General features: G+C 64.3%; 15 protein-coding genes. 5 read left to right on the top strand and 10 right to left on the bottom strand.

The window, feature by feature from the left end; all coding sequences use genetic code 11:
* Positions 1-152: 152 nt before the first annotated feature.
* Positions 153-2,156 (top strand): peptidylprolyl isomerase, encoded by a 2,004-nt coding sequence (locus NZ993_06600; protein MCS7155463.1) that lies wholly within the window; start codon positions 153-155, stop codon positions 2,154-2,156.
* Entirely contained in the window at positions 2,153-3,808 is a 1,656-nt protein-coding gene (locus tag NZ993_06595) for an FAD-binding oxidoreductase (GenBank protein ID MCS7155462.1), read from the top strand. Before NZ993_06600 ends, NZ993_06595 begins: the two co-directional genes overlap by 4 nt.
* Positions 3,809-3,812: 4 nt before the next feature.
* On the opposite strand, the gene NZ993_06590 is transcribed toward NZ993_06595, so the two are convergent.
* The 5 genes from NZ993_06590 to NZ993_06570 are packed head-to-tail and all read right to left on the bottom strand — an operon-like array spanning position 3,813 to position 7,173.
* Positions 3,813-4,250 carry a copper chaperone PCu(A)C gene (locus NZ993_06590; protein ID MCS7155461.1) on the bottom strand — a complete coding sequence of 146 codons (438 nt, stop codon included), beginning with the start codon at positions 4,248-4,250 and terminating at the stop codon, positions 3,813-3,815.
* Positions 4,247-4,843 (bottom strand): SCO family protein, encoded by a 597-nt coding sequence (locus NZ993_06585; protein MCS7155460.1) that lies wholly within the window; start codon positions 4,841-4,843, stop codon positions 4,247-4,249. Before NZ993_06585 ends, NZ993_06590 begins: the two co-directional genes overlap by 4 nt.
* 6 nt (positions 4,844-4,849) lie before the next feature.
* Positions 4,850-6,535 (bottom strand): cbb3-type cytochrome c oxidase subunit I, encoded by a 1,686-nt coding sequence (locus NZ993_06580; protein MCS7155459.1) that lies wholly within the window; start codon positions 6,533-6,535, stop codon positions 4,850-4,852.
* 11 nt (positions 6,536-6,546) lie between these two features.
* Positions 6,547-7,053, bottom strand: a complete 507-nt coding sequence (locus NZ993_06575) for a cytochrome C oxidase subunit II (protein MCS7155458.1) — start codon at positions 7,051-7,053, stop codon at positions 6,547-6,549.
* A 6-nt stretch (positions 7,054-7,059) separates the two neighbouring features.
* Positions 7,060-7,173 carry a cytochrome c oxidase subunit 2A gene (locus NZ993_06570; GenBank protein ID MCS7155457.1) on the bottom strand — a complete coding sequence of 38 codons (114 nt, stop codon included), beginning with the start codon at positions 7,171-7,173 and terminating at the stop codon, positions 7,060-7,062.
* 173 nt (positions 7,174-7,346) lie between these two features.
* Between NZ993_06570 and NZ993_06565 the strand changes: the two genes are divergently transcribed.
* Together NZ993_06565 and NZ993_06560 are read left to right on the top strand one after the other, a co-directional pair.
* Positions 7,347-9,413, top strand: a complete 2,067-nt coding sequence (locus NZ993_06565; protein MCS7155456.1) for a thioredoxin domain-containing protein — start codon at positions 7,347-7,349, stop codon at positions 9,411-9,413.
* Positions 9,414-9,470: 57 nt separating this feature from the next.
* A complete protein-coding gene (locus tag NZ993_06560) occupies positions 9,471-9,995 on the top strand; it encodes a DinB family protein (protein ID MCS7155455.1) in 525 nt (174 codons plus the stop codon).
* Here NZ993_06560 and NZ993_06555 read toward each other — a convergent pair.
* Genes NZ993_06555 through NZ993_06545 form a run of 3 tightly spaced genes read right to left on the bottom strand, consistent with a single transcriptional unit; the run spans position 9,972 to position 13,622 of the window.
* Positions 9,972-10,880: a DMT family transporter gene (locus NZ993_06555; GenBank protein ID MCS7155454.1), complete on the bottom strand. Its 909-nt coding sequence runs from the start codon at positions 10,878-10,880 to the stop codon at positions 9,972-9,974. The genes NZ993_06560 and NZ993_06555 overlap by 24 nt on opposite strands.
* 57 nt (positions 10,881-10,937) lie before the next feature.
* On the bottom strand, positions 10,938-12,734 hold the full coding sequence (locus NZ993_06550; protein MCS7155453.1) for a family 10 glycosylhydrolase: 1,797 nt from the start codon (positions 12,732-12,734) through the stop codon (positions 10,938-10,940).
* Positions 12,735-12,737: 3 nt separating this feature from the next.
* On the bottom strand, positions 12,738-13,622 hold the full coding sequence (locus NZ993_06545; GenBank protein ID MCS7155452.1) for a permease-like cell division protein FtsX: 885 nt from the start codon (positions 13,620-13,622) through the stop codon (positions 12,738-12,740).
* A 96-nt stretch (positions 13,623-13,718) separates the two neighbouring features.
* Between NZ993_06545 and NZ993_06540 the strand changes: the two genes are divergently transcribed.
* Positions 13,719-14,324, top strand: coding sequence for a ribonuclease HII (locus NZ993_06540; protein ID MCS7155451.1), 606 nt, complete (start codon positions 13,719-13,721; stop codon positions 14,322-14,324).
* Between the two features lies 1 nt (position 14,325).
* Here NZ993_06540 and hprK read toward each other — a convergent pair whose 3' ends face one another.
* Positions 14,326-15,333: an HPr(Ser) kinase/phosphatase gene (gene hprK, locus NZ993_06535; GenBank protein ID MCS7155450.1), complete on the bottom strand. Its 1,008-nt coding sequence runs from the start codon at positions 15,331-15,333 to the stop codon at positions 14,326-14,328.
* 12 nt (positions 15,334-15,345) lie between these two features.
* Entirely contained in the window at positions 15,346-17,775 is a 2,430-nt protein-coding gene (locus tag NZ993_06530; GenBank protein ID MCS7155449.1) for a T9SS type A sorting domain-containing protein, read from the bottom strand.
* Positions 17,776-17,778 lie beyond the last annotated feature (3 nt).

The following is a 17,778-nucleotide window of genomic DNA, read 5'->3' as shown; positions in this document are numbered from 1 at the left end:
CGACATACGCATCGAGCGGAACTATGCCGCTCCGAAACCCACGCTGAACCGCTTCCCTGGAGATGCACAGAATGCGAAGGTCTGAGGCCGACTTGCCCGCTCCGATCGCTTTGCGCCAACTTCACTCGGCTGATGGGAGGCGCACACGTCATATGCGGACGCTGCTAACAGGGGTCCTGCTCGTATCTACCGCCTTGCGGCTTTGGGGGCAAAACGCGGACCCTTTACTAGACGTGCTAAGGGCCCAAGATGCGCGCCATCTGCCAACCTTGCTAGCCGTCCTAGAGCATCCGGAACCGCGCGTACGCGCCCGCGCGGCTTTCGCCCTGGCCAGCCTGCAGGATACGGTTGCGCTGCCCGCCCTCGGAAAGGCTCTTGAGGATCCTCACCCCGAGGTGCGGCAAGAAGCGGCCTTCGCCCTGGGTCAGCTCTTCTCCGCCCGGGCCGCTGGAGCTCTATGGAATCGCTTGCTGCAAGAGCCCTCCTCCGCGGTGCGGGCCACCTTGCTGGAGGCGATCGGCAAGTGCGCGGACGCAGTAGCCCTGGGGCAGCTTGTGCGCTGGACTCCCCCGGAGCCGGCCGATACCGTGGCCTGGCTCTGGGCGATCGCGCGCGCTGGACTTCGCGGGGTCTCCAGTCCAGAGGCCGCGCGCGCGGCCCTGGGCGGGCTTGCTCACCCCCACCCCGAGGCCCGGCGGGCTGCGGCCTACTACTTTAGCCGCGCTCCCTTGGGGGCTTGGTCAGAGCAAGCCCCTCTGCTCTGGCGCATATTGGAAAGCGATACTTCGGGCCCTGAAGAGGCTACCGGGTACCTGGTGCGGGCCCTGGGCCGTCTGGTGCAACCGGAGGATCGCCACCGCCTTGTACGCGTCCTGAAACATCCGGATTGGCGGGTGCGCGTGGAGACCGTTCGGGCCTTAGCCCAGATCCAACCCTTCCCGTGGGAGGAGGTCTCGAGGGCTCTTGGGGACCGAAGCGCGCACGTACGCTTGGTCGCCTTGGAGGCGCTAGCGGAGGCTCCGGGGCGGGCTCCTGAGTCCATGCTGGCCCTTCTGCGGGCCCGTCTTCGGGAGCCCCAACTAGAGCCCTGGGAGCGCGGAACGCTCCTTGTGGCCCTGGCTGCGCACGCACCCGCAGAGGCCCTTCGCATCGCGCAAGCGCTCCACAGGATCCCCCATCCGTTTCTTCAAGCTCGCCTAGCTGAGGCCTTAAGCCGCATCGAGCATCCGGAGGCCCGCACCCGGCTATTGCGATCCTGGCGGATCCAGCTTCGCGCCTCCGGATCGGCCGTGGTGCGCAACGCCCTCTTTACGGCCCTACGCCGACAACGCGAGGCGGGCTGGCTACCTGCGCCCCAGGCCTTGGAGCTTTACCGCGAGGCGCTTCTTTCCCGGGATCTCGCCCTTATGACCCTGGCCGCGCAGGCCGCAGCTTCCGATACCCTACTGGGTCGTAGGCTCGTGCCTGAACTCCTGCGCCTGCTAGAGAGCCTAAAAACCCCACAGGACGTAGAGCCCATGGAGGCCCTGATCCGGGCGCTTGTGCGTCTGCGAGCGCCTGAGGCTGTCTCGGTCTTGGAACCGCTTAGCCGGGATCCTAGCCCCGTGATCGCACACCTAGCCGCTTCCGGCATCGCTGCCCTAACGGGCCGGGCTGTCTCAGCGCCTCGCCCATCGCCTCTGAGTCCGGTATATCAAGCCGAGGAGGTCTTTCCCCTGCTCGGCCGCAGACCCCGGGTCGCGATCAAGACCCCACGCGGCGAGTTGATCGTAGAGCTCTATCCGGATCAGGCGCCTTTTACGGTGTGGAATTTCCTTCAACTGGCTCGCTCTGGTCGCCTTGACGGGGTGCCGTTTCATCGCGTGGTCTCAAACTTCGTCGTGCAAGGTGGCGATTTCCGGCGCGGCGACGGATGGGGCGGACCGGACTACGCGATTCGCAGCGAATTCGGACGGCTGCGCTTCGAACGCGGCACCGTGGGCATGGCCAGCGCGGGCAAGGACACCGAGGGCAGTCAGTACTTTATCTGCCACAGCGCTCAGCCGCATTTGGACGGCCGCTACACCGCTTTCGGACGCGTTCTGACGGGACTGGAGGCCTTGGATCGCATACTGCCGGGAGATCTAGCCCTGCGCGTATATCTGATCGCCGAATGAACCCTTTGCAAACCGCTGCCCCGTCTGAGATCCCTCCGCCTGACCTGGTGCGGGATCCGGACCGCATAGGGGCCTACTTGGCGGACGCCTCGGGCTTCGGTCCGGCCTGGGCTTTGGGACTGGTGCGGCCCGCCTCGGAGGCCGAGGTGGCGGCTTTCTTAAGAGGCACACTCCAGAAGCCCGTACCTGGCTCAAGGCGGCTTCCCGTTCCCGTGCTGCCCCAGGCGGGGCGCAGCTCCCTTACGGGCGGGGCCGTGCCGCAGGGGGAGGTTATCCTCTCCGTGGAGCGCCTGAGCGCGATCGGACGCTTGGAGCGCGTAAGCGCCACGGAGGCGCGCTTGTTCGTCGAGCCCGGGGTCCGGTTGCGCCAGCTGCAGGAGCACCTTGCAGAGCGCGGCTGGTACTATCCCCCCGTGCCCACTTACCAGGAGGCCTGCCTGGGGGGCACGGCCGCCACGAACGCCGGCGGGGCCGCCACCTTTAAGTACGGCTCTACCCGGGATTGGATCGAGGGCCTGCGCGTGATCTTGTATAACGGCGACCTGCTTGAGCTGTGGCGGGGCCAAGCCGTGGCCCGGCCGGGTCAGCGTTTCGAGATCACGCTCTCCTGCGGATCCCGCCTTGAAGTCCCCGTGCCCACATACCAGACCCCGCCGCTTAAGAAAATCTCGGCCGGATATTACGGGTCCGATCCGCTGGACCTCGTGGACCTCTTTATCGGCTCCGAGGGCACGCTGGGCGTGATCACGGGCCTCGTGGTGCGGGTCGTATCGCTTCCGCCCTCGGTGCTAACGGGGCTGCTGTTTTTGCGCTCCACGGCGCAGGCTTTTCGGCTCTCGGCCTCGCTGCGCGACCTGGCCCTGAAGACTCGATCCGGAGAAGCCGGCGCGGATGTGCGCGCAATCGAGTTACTGGATGCCGCTTGCCTGAAGCTGCTGCGGCCCCAGAGCGAACGCTGGCGGCTTCGGGTGCCATCGTGGGCTCAGGCCGCCGTGCTGGTGGAGGCGGAGCTCTCAGAGAGCCTGCACACGGAGGAGCTAGCCGAACGCTACGGGCGATGGCTTGCCGGGACTTTGGGAGATCGCGACCCCCTCGGACGCCTATGGGACGTCATCGTCGCCGCGGGGGCCGATGTGGAAGCGGCCGAGTGGGCGCTCAGCGACGATCCGGTCCGAAGCGCGGAGCTCGTCGCCTTCCGAGAAGCCGCCCCCCAGACGGTCAACGAACTCCTCGGCCGCCGCCGCGCCCAGGACCCCGAGGTGCGCAAAATCGGCGGGGACCTGATTGTTCCTGTAGCAGAGCTAGAGGACTGCTATCGGGCCTGTCAGCGGGCCTTTGCACGACGGGGTCTAGAGGCGGCCATCTGGGGGCATGTCTCCGACGGCAACCTGCATCCTAACGGCTTGCCCCGCACGGCCGCCGAGGTGCGCCTTGGTTATGAGGCCCTGCTGGAGCTCGGAGATTGGGTGCGCGCCCGCGGCGGATGCCCCCTTTCGGAGCACGGCGTGGGCCGCAATCCCGTCAAACAAGCCCTTCTGGCGCGCTTTTGGGGCCCGGACGCGCTGGCCCAGATGTGGGCCGTCAAGCGGGCCTTGGATCCTTTTGAGCGCCTGGCGCCGGGTGTGCTACTGCCTCCCCTTGAGCCGGCTTAGGCCCTCATCTGGCGCGCTCAGGAGCTAAGGCGCGGACGGGCGCCCGCAGGCGCACCCGACCTGCCCGCGCAAATTCCAGCTCCACCGTCACCGTATCTCCGGCCCGGAGGGCGCGCTTAAGCCCGATGAGCATCACATGCAGCCCCCCTGGGACGAGCTCCACCGTAGAGCCGGCCGGCAGCGCGATGTAGGGCACCGGCTCCATGCGCCGCATCCCGCCCGCCGCGCTCACGGTGCGATGCAGCTCCACGCGCGCGGCCACCTCCGCATATGCCGCACGCAAGGTATCGGCCGCAGCCTGCGTGTTGTGCAGGCGCCCATACAGGGCGCTATTGCCCCCGCTTGGAGCGGGCCGCGCCCAGGGATCCTGAAAATGCAGGCGATGCGCCTGCTGCGCCATCAAAACCGCCGCAAAGGTTAGTAAGGGGGCTAGTCGGATCATAAGGCCTGCTCCCTTTGCTCTCGCCACAGAAAGAGCACGTCGCGCCGGACGCGCTCCGGATCAGCCCGGGTGCCCTCGTAATGCCGCCGCACGCGACCCTTCGCGTCCAGAAGGCTGACGCGGTCCGTATGGTCGATGAAGTAAATCGGCTCCCCGTTTTCGGCAAAGCGCGTCCAGCCCCGGCGCCGGAGCACGCCCACCTGATCCAAAAGGGCCTGGATTTCGGCCTCTGAGCCGGTTAGCAGCCACCAGGCGGGCCCTCTCAACCCGTAGAGCTCGGCGTATCGCCGGAGTTTATACGGGCGATCGCGCTCCGGATCCAGGCTGATCAGCACATAACGGATCCGCACGGAATCCGGGATCCGCTGAGCGATCTGGATCATGCGCTCCGTGATCATGGGGCAGATATCCGGACAGTGCGTGTAGATGTACCCCAAAAGGGCTGGCCCTCCGTTTAGCGCCTCGGGCAGACGCACAGGGAGGCTATCCTGGTCCAGGAGTCGCACGGGCCGGCGCGACAGATCCGCTTCCACAGCCGGCCTTGCGCAGGCTCCAAGGAGCGCAAACCCGATTATCCATCGCAAGCGGCTCATCGTCAATCAGCGTCCAGTAGGCTGTACCGGTAGTGGGCTACCGGGCAAATATGGCGGGGCGTTTTCGTATGTGCTGCGGAGCACATCCCAGATCACGGGCGTGTAGGCGATCACGATCAGGATCAGAGCCGCTACGATCCAGGGCCGGAAGTTGGCTAGCGCCCGCACCGGTTCATCGTGATACGCCTCCGCCAGCGGAAAGACCAAAGCGGGTTCAGCCGCCGGCCGGGCCATGAGGGTGCCAAGGAAGCTGATCAGATACAGCACAAAGGCCAGCGTCATGATCACCCCGCCCACCACGGCCATATCGGCCCACAGGACCCAGTCCTCCCGGTAAAAGGGGCTACTGGGGTTGAGGTACGTTACGCCCATGTTCGTGCGCCGCGGCATGCCCAACAGGCCCCCACGGCTCATGGCGAAGGAGAAAAGCAAAACCCCCACAAGCCACGTCCACGGAGCGGCCACAGCCAGGCCCGTAAAACGCACCTCTTTACCCGAGGCCTGGCCAAGCAGGTAGAGGCTCATCCCCAAAAAGGCCAACAGCACGGGGCCGGCCACGGTCATGTGAAAATGCCCAGGCACCCAAGAGGTATTGTGTACGGCCGCATTCATGCCATAGGAGGCGTTGATGATGCCCGAAATGCCCCCGAAGATGAAGATGACCAGGCCCGCTATGAGGTAGCTAAAGAGCCACTGCTTGCGGCTGAAATACGGTTGCTTCCAGAGCCAGCCGAAAAGCCCGCGCGCCCCGCGCAAGCGCCCGGCGTACTCCAGCGAGGCGGCCACGCTAAAGGCCGTGATCAAGCTCGGAAGCGCCACGGCGAACGTGAAAAAGGCGTGCAAGAGCTTCCAATTGGCCCCGATTGCAGGGTCCATGTACTGATGGTGCGTGCCGACGGGAATGGAGAAAACGATGAAGAGCAAAAACACAAGCCGACCCGCCGCGTCTGAGTACAGCTTCCCGCCGGCCAACTTGGGCAGCATGGTGTAGTACATCACATAGGCCGGAAGCAGCCAGAAATAGACCAGCGGGTGCCCGAAGAACCAAAAAAGCGTACGGGCCAGCATCACGTTCACCTCCTGCGTCCAACCCAAGGACCATGGAAGCAGCAAAAACAGGATCTCCACGGCCACAGCCGAAGTGGCGATCAGCCACACGATAAAGGTCGCGAGCATACCCACTACGGCCAGGGGCGTCTTCTGGTCCGGGTTTTCGCGACGCCACCCCAGATACAGGGGAATCCAGTTGAAAAACGCCACCCAGGATCCCACCACAAGCAAGGTCAGGCCCAGGTAAAAGGCCGGATGCGCCTTAAGCGGCGGATAAAAGGTGTAAAGCACCGAGGCCCGCCCGGCGAAGATCGCCGCGGCCGCCATCAAAGAACCCAACACCATGAGCAAGGCCGACAGCCAAGCCCAACGCAGCTTGAGGCGTTTGCCCAGGGCATAGGGTATGAGCGCATTTCCAAAGGCCACAGCAAAGAAGGTCGTAAAGACGATCGCGTTGAAGACCCCATGCAGGGTGAGCCCCTGATAGTAATTCGGGCCCAAGAACGGATCCCGTTGCACGATCCCGGCGCGCATGAGGGTCTGCATAAGCCCCCCATAGACGCCCATGGCGAGCAACACGAGGGGATAAAGCAGCTCTAAGAGCAATAGCCGACGTTCGCTTCGCGTTAAAACCATGCGCATGGCCGTCCCTCCTATTGGACGAGAATCGTGGCGTTCATGAAATGGTGGTTGTCGCCGCAGTACTCATGACAGACGATCTTGTAGCGGCCCGGCCGGTCGAAGCGCACCCGCGCGTAGGTCACCGCCCCGGGCACGGCCATCAGGTTTACGTTTTGGCCCGTATAACGGGGAACCGCCACGGCCATGAGCGCGGGAAGGCGCATGTGGGCTTTGCTGGCCGTCTCGTCCTCGATCATAAAGCCGTGGATCACGTCCAGCGACGTCAGGTATAGATCCACCGTAGAACCAGGGGGCAACCGGATTTCCCCCGGACGAAACTCCCACATCCGAGCGATCATCTGCAGCTCATAGACCCCGGGCTGGCGCTCAAAGAGCGTATCGCGCTCGAAAGGCTCCCGGTCCACAATGCAAGTGGGCACCCCGACGTTGCGGCCCGCCGAAGCGTATACGACGGCTATGAAGAAAAGCCCTAACAGGCCCAAACTGAACCCCAAAGTCAGGCGTTCGGCGCGGTCCATGGCCTCTTACCCCCTGGCTAGGATCTCGAAGTAGAGCACAAACCACAAGAGGGCGAAAAACGCAAGCAGCGCCCCTAGAAAAGCGAGCGCGCCTTTCGGATAGAAGGACTCCTCCGACATAGGCTCTGCCTCCTCATATTGCCTTCGGACAACAATATAATGTCCATTGCTCGATAAAGCAACCTGATAATCTTTTTATCGACTTATCGACATTTCCCCCAAACCCGGGCGCGGGGATCTTTCAGAGCTTTGGTGGGTTTTCATTGTCAATACAACAAACCCGAAAGGCGCGCATGTCCTCTGCCCAACCCAATCGGCTCATCCGCTGCGCAAGCCCGTATCTGCGCCAGCACGCTTACAACCCCGTTGATTGGTATCCCTGGGGGGAGGAGGCTTTCGAGCGGGCGCGGCGGGAGGACAAGCCCATTTTGCTCTCCGTCGGCTACGCCTCCTGCCACTGGTGTCATGTAATGGAGCGGGAGTCGTTTGAAGACGAGGCCATAGCCGCACTCATGAACGCGCACTTCGTCTGCGTTAAGGTCGACCGGGAGGAGCGCCCAGATGTGGACGCGGTCTACATGCAGGCCGTGCAGGCCATGACGGGTCATGGGGGGTGGCCGCTAACGGTTTTCCTGACCCCTGAGGGCGCCCCATTTTACGGAGGCACCTATTTCCCGCCAGAGCCGCGCGCTGGGCTACCCGCTTTCCGACAGGTGCTGGAGGCGGTGGCCACGGCTTGGCGGACGCGTCGGGAGGCCATCCAGGAGGCGGCCCAGACGCTTCTGGCGCATTTAGAGGCCGCTGCGCGTCGGTGGGCCAAAGGTGAGCTTTCGCCCGGGCTTCTGGATCGGTCCTATGCGGAGCTAGCCCGGCAGTTTGATTCCCGCTATGGAGGCTTTGGCGGGGCCCCCAAGTTTCCCCAGGCCATGACGCTTCGGTTTCTGTTGCGTTACGGCTGGCGCGCGCAAAGGGCCGAGGCCTTACAGATGGTCCATTTTTCGCTCATTCAGATGGCCCATGGCGGCATTTACGATCAGCTCGGCGGCGGCTTTCATCGGTACGCGGTGGACGCGCGTTGGCGGATTCCGCACTTTGAAAAAATGCTCTACGACAACGCGCTTCTGGCCTGGACCTATTTAGAGGCCTGGCAGCTTACCCGAGAGCCCGAGTTTCGGTGGGTGCTGGAGCAAACCCTCACGTATCTGCTTCGCGAGATGCGGCATGAAGCGGGCGCCTTCTTTAGCGCTCAAGACGCGGATTCCGAGGGCCAGGAGGGCCTATACTATACGTGGACGCTGGAGGAGTTGCGCGCCGTCTTGGGTCCGCACGCCCTGCGCGCGGCGGCCTACTACGGGGTCTCTAGGGAGGGCAACTTCGAGGGCCGCAACGTGCTCTTTCGCCCCTTTACGGAGGCCGAGTTCGCCGCCCTACAGGGTCTGGAGGCCTCCGCCTGGGCCCGCGAGCGCGAAACCATCCGCACAGCGCTTTTAGAGACGCGCACCCTGCGTCGAGCCCCGGAACGGGATGAGAAGATCTTGGCCTCCTGGAACGGCATGGCCGTGCTGGCCCTAGCCCAGGCCGGGCGCGCCCTGGGTAGGCCCGATTGGCTTGAAGCGGCGCAGCAGGCCGGGCGCTTCCTGTGGACCCACTTGGTTCAGGGGGGGCGCGTGTATCGATCCTGGACGCATGGGGAGCGCCTGGAGCTGGGCTTCTTGGAGGACTACGCCTGGCTGGGGCTTGCGGCCCTGAGTCTATATGAGGCCACCTGGGATCGGATGTGGCTGGAACGCGCCCGCACCCTGGCCGAGGCCCTCTGCGCGGAATTCTGGGATACGGCCCTGGGGGGCTTTTGCGATACCTTGGCGGATCACGATCCGCACCTTCCTATAAGGCCGCGGGAGCGCACAGATCAGGCCACCCCGGCCGGCGCCTCCGTGGCCGCCGAGCTCCTGTGTCGGCTTGCCGCGATCTGGGATGAGCCTCTTTGGCGAGAGCGCGCCCGCGAAACGGCCGCCTCCGTGGCCGAGCTCATGGGCCGCTATCCGGGCGCCTTTGGGCACCTGCTGGGCGTCTCGGATGCGCTCATTTACGGGTTGCGGGAGGTCGTTCTGCTCGGACCTGCGGGGGAACTGGCCCCCCTTCGCCAGATCGTCGATCAGGCGTACCTGCCCGATCTGGTGCTGGCCCACGGTCCGGGGGAGAACACCCAAGCTGAGGTGATCCCCCTTTTGCGAGGGCGCCGCATGCTCGGAGGCCGACCCACGGCCTACGTGTGCCGGAACTTCACCTGCCTGGAGCCCACAACGGATCCGGAGCGGTTCCGGGCGCAGCTCGGCCTAAGCGCTTCGGAGGCTTTGTAGACTTGCGATCGTCCGCAAGCGGCTCATAATAATGGGGATCACAAGCGCGGAGGCGTTATGCTCCCTCCCTTCTTACGGGGTCCCGTACCAGGTTTGCCCCCCGTGGTGTCGGCTTGGCTGCGGGGGCTAGAGGAGGTCGAGGAGACGGTGCGGCGCTGGACGGCGGATTTGGAAGAGGAGGGCTTTTGGTGGAGGCCCGCGCCGGGGTTAAACCCGATCGGCGGCATCTTGCGGCATATCGCACGCGCTTCGCGTCGGCTTTTGGCCTACGGGCTGGACCGGCCCCTTCCGGCCGATCTTGAGGGATTGCCCGTGGGGGCTGAGGAGTTCGAGCCCCTCGGCCAGCGCTCCGCCGAGGTTCGGGCCGAGTTTGAGCAGGCCTGGGCGGAGTTGCGCGCGGCTTACCAGGGTCTTGCGGAGGCCGATCTAGCACGCCTTGTGCACGTCGGCCGCCGGCGCATCGCCGTGCAGGCCGTGTTTGTTTTGCATCACCTCGTCGAGCACGCCCAACATCACGCCGGACAGCTCATCGTGCTGCGCAAGCTCTGGGAGGCCCGATCAGGCGCTCAGCAGCAGTCCTAGGCCCGCGGCTACGGCCGCGACCCCGAACGTTCGGCCCCAAGAGGGCCGCTCAAGGCCCATAATCCAGGCGATAGGCACGGCGAGCACAGGGCTCAGAGAGGAAAGTGTGGCGGCCACGGCCAAGGGTGCGTGCACCAGCCCGTAGACGAAAAACGTGGCCCCTCCGTAGGCCTCAAGCGCCATCACCCAAAAATACCGACGCAGAACCGTAAAGGGCAGCGCCCGGGGGGTGCCGGGCATAAGCCAGGCCGCCATAAGGGGGCAAATCCCCAGCGCCAGGAGCATGCGCACGGTGTTTACAGCGGGCGTCGACAGGCCCGTGCCGCCTTGGTCGATAGCCACGTTGTTGAGCGCCCACAGCAGAGAGGCGGCGAAGGCCAGCCCCAGGCCGACCGATCGGCGCCCGGCAAAGCGCGGGATCGGACCACCGGATTCGAAGACCTCTTGGGGGCCATAGAGGATCACAAGCCCCATACCTCCGACCACGAGGAGCAGTCCGGCCCACTGAAGCCCGCTTAACGGCGCCTCTCCGAGCGCCCATCCTCCCAGGGCCGTCCAAATCGGATACGTGGAGGCGATCGCCAGGGCCCCTGGCACCCCCAGCGTGCGCGTGCTCCAGAAGAAGAACACATCTCCTAGGCCGTAGGAGGCGATCATGCTCACAACAAGCCATCCCAGACGGCCCCCGTCGAGCTTGCCCCAGTCCGTCCAAACGCCTGCTGCGAGGACCGTGAGGGCGAAAAGCGGAAGCGCCACAAGGGCCCGGCTTGTGTTGATGGCGTATCCGGAGTAACGTCGGATAAGGCGCCCGTAGGCGGCTGTTCCCAGAGCCCAGGTCACGGAGGAAAGAAAAGCGCTTGTGGGTCCCAACCAACTGCCTTCCATGATCACTCTACGCTTTGCTTAAAGCAGGTAAGCACGGCACCGGCTGGTGAGGTGCGCTCACCAGAAAAGCCCCATCAAGCGAGCCCATCGCCGGGCCCCGGTCTGTAGAATGCAGACGTAGGTTCCATTAGGCACAGGCTGGCCCCGCCCGTCTCGGCCATCCCAGAGCCACTCGTGGCTTCCGGCCGACCAGGTTCCCTCGATGAGCACCCGCACGGGTCGGCCCAGAGGATCGTAAATCGTCGCGCGCACCTGCTGCGGTCGGCTGAGCGCGACCGAAACGCGGCCCGGCACCCGAGGCGCAGGGGCCGAAGAAGGCCGAAGCAGGCTCTCCGCGGCAAGGGGTATGGGCATCCAGACGGGCACGGGGGGGCTCATCCGGCTTTCGTGGCCGACGCGATCTAGGGCCGTGACGACGTAATAGTAGGGCTCCTCCGCCGGCGGAGGAAGGTCTTGCCACATCAGCTGCCCCGTTACGCCCAAGAGGGCTTCGGGGCGCAGATCGGTTTCCGAGGCGGGGGCGCGAGCTCGAAAGCGATAGACCGCGTACGAGCGGGCCTTTTCTCCATCGGGGGCACAAGCGGGCTCTTCCCAATTTAGGACAACGCCTGGACCTGAGGGGAATGCCAGATGCAAGGCGCGCGGGGCCTCAGGAGGGAGGCTATCGCGCCAGGGCATCGGGGGGGCTAAAGCGGGCAGCCGATACGGCCCCCTGCGCAGCGCTTCGGCCGCGCCTTGACGGGAGTAATGGACCAAGTTGCTTGCCCGAAACCAGGCGCTGCCCTGCGCCCCGGCAAGAAGCCGAACCAGCGTCACCTGGCGCAGAAACTCCTCGGGCTCCAGGAGCGGGCCGTTGTGGGTGTTCGGATCGCCCCGATAGAGGCCGTGGCCGATGTAGAGGTGGCGTCCATAGGGCCGGCTCACCTCTGCCCACCACTGGGCTAGCCGCGCAAAGTCCTGCGGCCCCCCGACGGGCCAGTAGAGCTGCGGAATCAGGTAGTCCACGAGCCCGCGCTTGAGCCAGTCGAGGGGATCGGCGTAGAGCACATGATAGGCGTCTAAGCCCACAATCCCCTCGGGCACGCCGCTTTTCCAGATCCCGAAAGGGCTTATCCCTAAGGGCAGCCAGGGCTTAACGGAGCGCAGGCTATCGCGCAGCTCGGCCAAAAATAGCGCGATGTTCTCCCGCCTCCAGGCGGCCCGATCGGTGTGCCCTCGGGCGTGCAGGGCGAAGCTCCGATCATCTTCCGTGGTGATGACGTGCGGCGGGTAGGGGTAGAAGTAGTCATCCAGGTGCACCCCGTCGATGTCGTAGCGGCGCGCGATGTCTGTGATGACGCGCACCACATAGGTGCGCACCTCCGGCAGGCCCGGATCCAGCCAGCGGGTGCCTCGAATCGCCAGCGTCCAGTCAGGACGTCGCCGCGCGATGTGGTGCCCATCGAGGGGATAGCTATTGATCGCGCGCTCGGCCCGAAACGGGTTGACCCAGGCGTGCAGTTGCATGCCGCGGCGATGCGCCTCGGCTATGGCAAAGGCCAGCGGGTCGTAGTACGGCTCAGGGGCGCGCCCTTGTTGTCCGCTTAGGTAATAGGACCACGGCTCATAGCGAGAGGCATAGAAGGCGTCGGCCTCCGCGCGCACCTGAAAAAAGACCGTGTTGATGCCCACCAAGCGAAGGCGGTCCAGAATCTGGCGCAGTTGCGCCTGCTGCAGGGCTGGATCCAGGCTGCGAGGCCAATCTAAGTTGAGCATGGTGGCGATCCAGGCAGCCCGGCGCTCGTATTTCGGGCTGGCCTCGATCTGCCCGTAACCGAGTGCTACGCAAGCAAGCAGCACGATGCCGAGGCGCATGGACTACGAAAGAGGGGTGCGACGAATAAAGCGTTTCGCTGTAAGCGAGGCGCTGCTCATGCCCACCAACCCTCCGAAAAGGGCTAGCGCGCCCCACAAGACAGCCGGATGCCCGCCCGGCCAGGGCAAGAGCCGAAGAGCGGGCAGATAGGAGACAAGCAGCATCTCCCGCAGCGCGAACAGAACCCCCCCGGCCAACAGGCCGGCCATGGCCCCCAGCATGAAGCCCTCTAGCACAAAGGGGATCCGGATAAACCACTCCGTTGCGCCCACAAGCTTCATCGTGCGGATGATGAGCCGTTTAGCGTAGACCTTCAGGCGGATCGTGTTGACCATGAGCGCGATGGCGGCCAGCAGCACCAAGGCACCCACGCCGGCCCCGATCCAGCCCAGAAGGCGCACGTTCTCCTCTAGGCGCGCCAAGAGGGCCTGGTTATAGACCACCTCGTCTACCCCCTCCATGGCGCTCAGGCGTCGGGCTAAGGCCGCAGCCGAGTCGGGATTGGCCCAGGCGGGCCGAAGCCGAAGCCGAAAGGAAGCCGGCAGGAAATCGTAGGCGATAAACAGCTCGGCCTCGCTGCCAAATTCGCGGCGAAAGATGGCCGCTGCGCTGTCCTTGGATACGTAGACCAGCGCCTCAACAGCGGGGTTTTGACGCAGCTCGCGCGCCCATACGTCTATGGGCTTGGCAGGCGGATCGCGCAAAAAGACCTCTAACTCAACCTTCTCTTTGAGGCCCTCGACGAGCGCGCGCACGTCGTGGGCCAGGAGCGCAAAAAGCCCTACCAGCAACAGGGCCATGCTCATGGTCATGAGCGTGGCCCAGACGGCCAGGCGCGCGCGCCGAAACCCCGATATGCTTTCGCGCAGCAAGTATCCGATCGCCATGGTGGCGCAAAATATGGACTTCGAGGGGGGCCCTGTCAACGGATCCGATGGACTGGCCCATAGCCCTCCGGCTGGGGTATCTTGGGTCACCACCCCATGGAAGCATCCACCCAGCTAGATCCGGAGACGCACTGGCGCCTCCGCGGACTGCGTCGCATAGCCGGGGTAGATGAGGCCGGCCGGGGTTGTCTTGCGGGTCCCGTCGTAGCCGCGGCCGTGGTGTTGCCCGACCCTCCGGCCATCTCGGGGCTTAAGGATTCTAAGGCTTGCCGGCCCGAAGAACGCGAGCGGCTCTTCGCGCAGATCCAACAGGTCGCGCTCGCGATCGGCGTGGGGATCGCGGAGCCGGCGGAGATCGATCGGCTCAACATACTGCGAGCCAGCCTGCGGGCTATGGAGCGGGCCATCGCGGCCCTGGGCTTGGAACCGGAGCTGGTGCTCGTAGATGGGCCCGTGTTCCGGTCCTTTTGGATCCCGTATCAGACCGTCATCCGAGGGGACGCCTTATGCCCCTCGATCATGGCCGCATCCATCGTGGCCAAGGTGACGCGAGATCGGATCATGTGCGAGCTAGATCGGCAACACCCTCAGTACGGATGGAGGCGCAACAAGGGCTATCCCACAGCTGAACATTACGCGGCGCTGGCCCGCCACGGGCCCAGCCCTTGGCATCGGCGCCGATTTCGGCTGGAGCGCGGATAGGTTACTCGAAATCGTGCTCAAAGTACTGAACGGAGCGCTCAATGCCCTCGCGCTTTTCCCGGAGACGCTGGCCGATCCGGTCCTCGAGCCGGCGCCGAAATTCTTCGGCCGCGTTGTAGCCGTAATGCTTGAGCAGATAATTGAGCGCGATAACCTCGCAGATCACGGTCACGTTCTTGCCCGGCACGATGGGCAGCTTCACGCACGGCAGCTCCACGTCCAGGATCGTAGTTTTATGGCCTTCTAGACCCGTACGCGTGTAATCGGCTTCTGGATTAAAGAGCTCCAGCTCCACTACCACCTCGATGCGCTTCTGAAATCGAATGGCCCGGATGCCGAACATGGCCCGAATATCCAGCACCCCTAAGCCGCGGATCTCCATGAAGTGCTGGACCAGGTCCGTACCGGATCCTATGAGGACCGTTTCGGATTTGCGCGTTACGATGACCACATCGTCGGCCACAAGCCGATGTCCGCGCTCAACTAAATCCAGAGCCACTTCGCTTTTGCCGATGCCGCTTGGGCCGGTCAACAGGAGCCCCACCCCGTAGACGTCCACCAAGGTCCCGTGCACGGTCTGCTGCGGGGCGAACTGATCATCCAGGAAATCCCGCAGCAGGTACATGAAACGCGTCGAGGGCACAAGCGTCCGGTACACGGGGATGCCCCGCTCGGTGGCCGTGCTCAGGAGCTCAGAGTCCAGCTGATTGCCGTGCGTGAGGATAAGGCAGGGCACTTCGAATTGGATCACGTTCCAAAAAGCCCGACGCCGGGCCTCCGGATCCAGGTAGTTCAGGTATTCCACCTCCGTGTTACCCAGGATCTGCACCCGCCACCACGTGAAGACCTCCACAAAACCCGCCAGAGCCAGTCCGGGCCGATGGAGATCGGCCTCCTTAACCCAGCGCTGAGAGGCGTCCACCGTGTTCAGCGGCTCGATCGGCACCTGGATGCGCTCTCGCAGGTGCTCGATCATGAAGGAAACGGAGATGGCCGACTTCTGAAACATGGACCGGCTGCTTTACGGAAGCACCACAACAGGTCGGGTCTGTCGGGATTGGCCGTCGGAAAGCAAAAGCCAATACAGCCCCGCGCTCAGACCCGCGGCCGAGAAACTGACCTCATGCGCGCCGGCCGGCGTGGTGGTCTCCAGCAACACCCGCACCCGGCGGCCCAGCACATCGTATAGCTCCAGGCGCACCGGACCTGCGCGAGGCGTCTGGTAGCGCACCCAAGCCCGGCCGTTTACGGGATGGGGATAGACGGCCTCCAGCAGAAGCCGATCCGGTGTGGGCGCCTCTTCGGCTATTGCCGTCGGGATGCGCTCCACTATGCGGACGCTCATAAGCAGGTTGTTGCTGTTCGTATAGCGATACCAGCCGGGCGAGGCTACCGTGGGAGGCACCACGTACAGGCGCGTGCGCGGGGGCCAGTAGCGCGGGTCGCTTTGGTTGGTGGAGCCGCCATCTAGAAGAAACTCTAGTCGCGCATTCGAAGAGGCCTCGGCCAGACGCAGCACGACGTGGTAATGCTGCCCGGCCTGCACGCTCCAGGGGCGGCCCGCAAGCGAGATGACGTTCTCTACGCCCCGCTGCAAGCTCGAAAAGGGCACCTCGAGGGAATCGACCCCTCGATCGGGCACCCAAGCCTCAAGAGCTCCCGTACCCTGCGCCAGGCGAGAGGTCGTAAGCACCAGCCGCAGCCTGCCTGAGCCCATCAGGCTCGAATCTCGACCGTTGAGAGGAAAGCGGAGCTGTTCCACATAGCCCGTAAGCGTGGGGGTAAAGCGGTAGGCGTAGGCCAGGATGCCGGCCCTGTTGGGATCTCGGGGATCACCGGGTAGCTCCGTGTAATACTGGGCCGAGCCGGCGTAGGAGAGCACCTCGGCGCGCACCTGAAGCGGCTGCCAGGTGGCGGCATACTGGTAAGTGCGCTGGCCGGGAGCGTTTTCGCTAGGTCCTACGGGGCGGACGTTCGCCACCACCAGCACGACCGACTCGTAGGAGCCCGTAAACGTGTGCGGGCCGCTGGAGAGCGCATGCACCCGCACAGCGCCGCTCGGAGCGCGGGTTACAGCGAAAGCGCGCGTGCCGTCATCCAAGGTGAGGGCGAGTTGCAGGTTGCTCACGCCAAAGAAGCGCACGTACTCAGCCCCCCCGTATTGCAGCGTCCCGGATCTGGAGGCGGAAACCCCGGAGCTTCCCAGATGCTCCACGGCCGGCGTCGTAGCCCTTAGGCCTCTTCGCTGGGGAGTGCGATAGCCCCAGCGGGCTTCTATGGAGGGGTCATTGACCCAGTTGGCCACATGAAATTCCGCTAGCAGATCTTCAAAAAGCAGCCCAGCCTGGTTGAGCGCGGCCTGATAACCGGCCCTTCCCGTCGGACCGCGGGTGATCTGCCCGGCCAAAAGCGCTCCGATCCGGTCTGCGATGTAGGTATGGAAAAGCCCCGCGCGCTCGTAGTCCCGAAGTACGTTCGTCAGATCACCGGAGCGCCAGTTGTACAGGAATATGTTCACTTCGGCGGGCTGATTCAGATACGAAATGGCCCGGCCCGAAAAACCGCACAGGATCTCGGCCCATTCCGACTGCCCTTCGTTTTGGAACGTGTTAAGCTGGCCATAACGGGCGTGAATAAGATGCTGGTATTCGTGTGCGACGGTGTTCAGGGGGCGATTGGGATCCGGCGGTCGGTTCTGCCGGAAAATGCCCGGATAGGTGTCCACGTACAGTATATCGGCGCGGTTGCTGTTCGGATTGGTGGGGCTAAGGTCCACGCCGTTAAAGAAGCCGGCTACATAGCCGGCGTTGGAGCCCTCCGACCAGCCGTCTTGGATGTCGAGCAAGAGCACCTTGAGCTTACCGGATCCGTCCACGTTGGGGGGCTGTCCGAAGACCTCTTGCTCGATGGCCAAAATACCGCGACCGGGATCGTAGGAGCCCGGGGGGGTTTCGCGCTCCAGCGCGCGCAGGATAGCTTGTACGACGCTTTCGTTGATCTTGCCCTCCCCCCACTGATCATCGGCCACCCATACCTCGGCTAGGTCCCCCAGCCCTCGAAGGGTAAAGGAGACGTTATCGTAGATGCGCGTCTGGAAGTTGTAGACCTTGAAGGTCCGGTTCTGCCCCACCGATACGGGCAGGCTCTGCATACCGGGCAGAGGTAGGCCCTGAGCCCAGGCGGCCTCAAGCTGTGCGGCGCGCCTTGGATCTGAGGAGCGGACGAGCTCAGCTGTGCGCCTTAAGGAGCGCAGCAGCTCATCGCGCTGCTGCGCAAGCGTCCGAAACTCGGCTAAGGCGGCGCGCGCTTCGGCTTGCTCGTTCAGCCAAGGACTTACGCATATGACCGGGGGCTCTGCGTCGCCACTAGGGAGTCTGAGGGTGCTTTCTTGAGCTTCAGCCCAACTGGAAAGCATCCCCGCGAACAGAAAGGTAAGTCCAACCCAGCGCATGCC

It is taken from the genome of Bacteroidota bacterium (assembly GCA_025059945.1).
In the GTDB taxonomy this organism is placed as follows: Bacteria; Bacteroidota; Rhodothermia; order JANXDC01; family JANXDC01; genus JANXDC01.
This window is presented reverse-complemented; position numbering and strand designations above follow the sequence as displayed.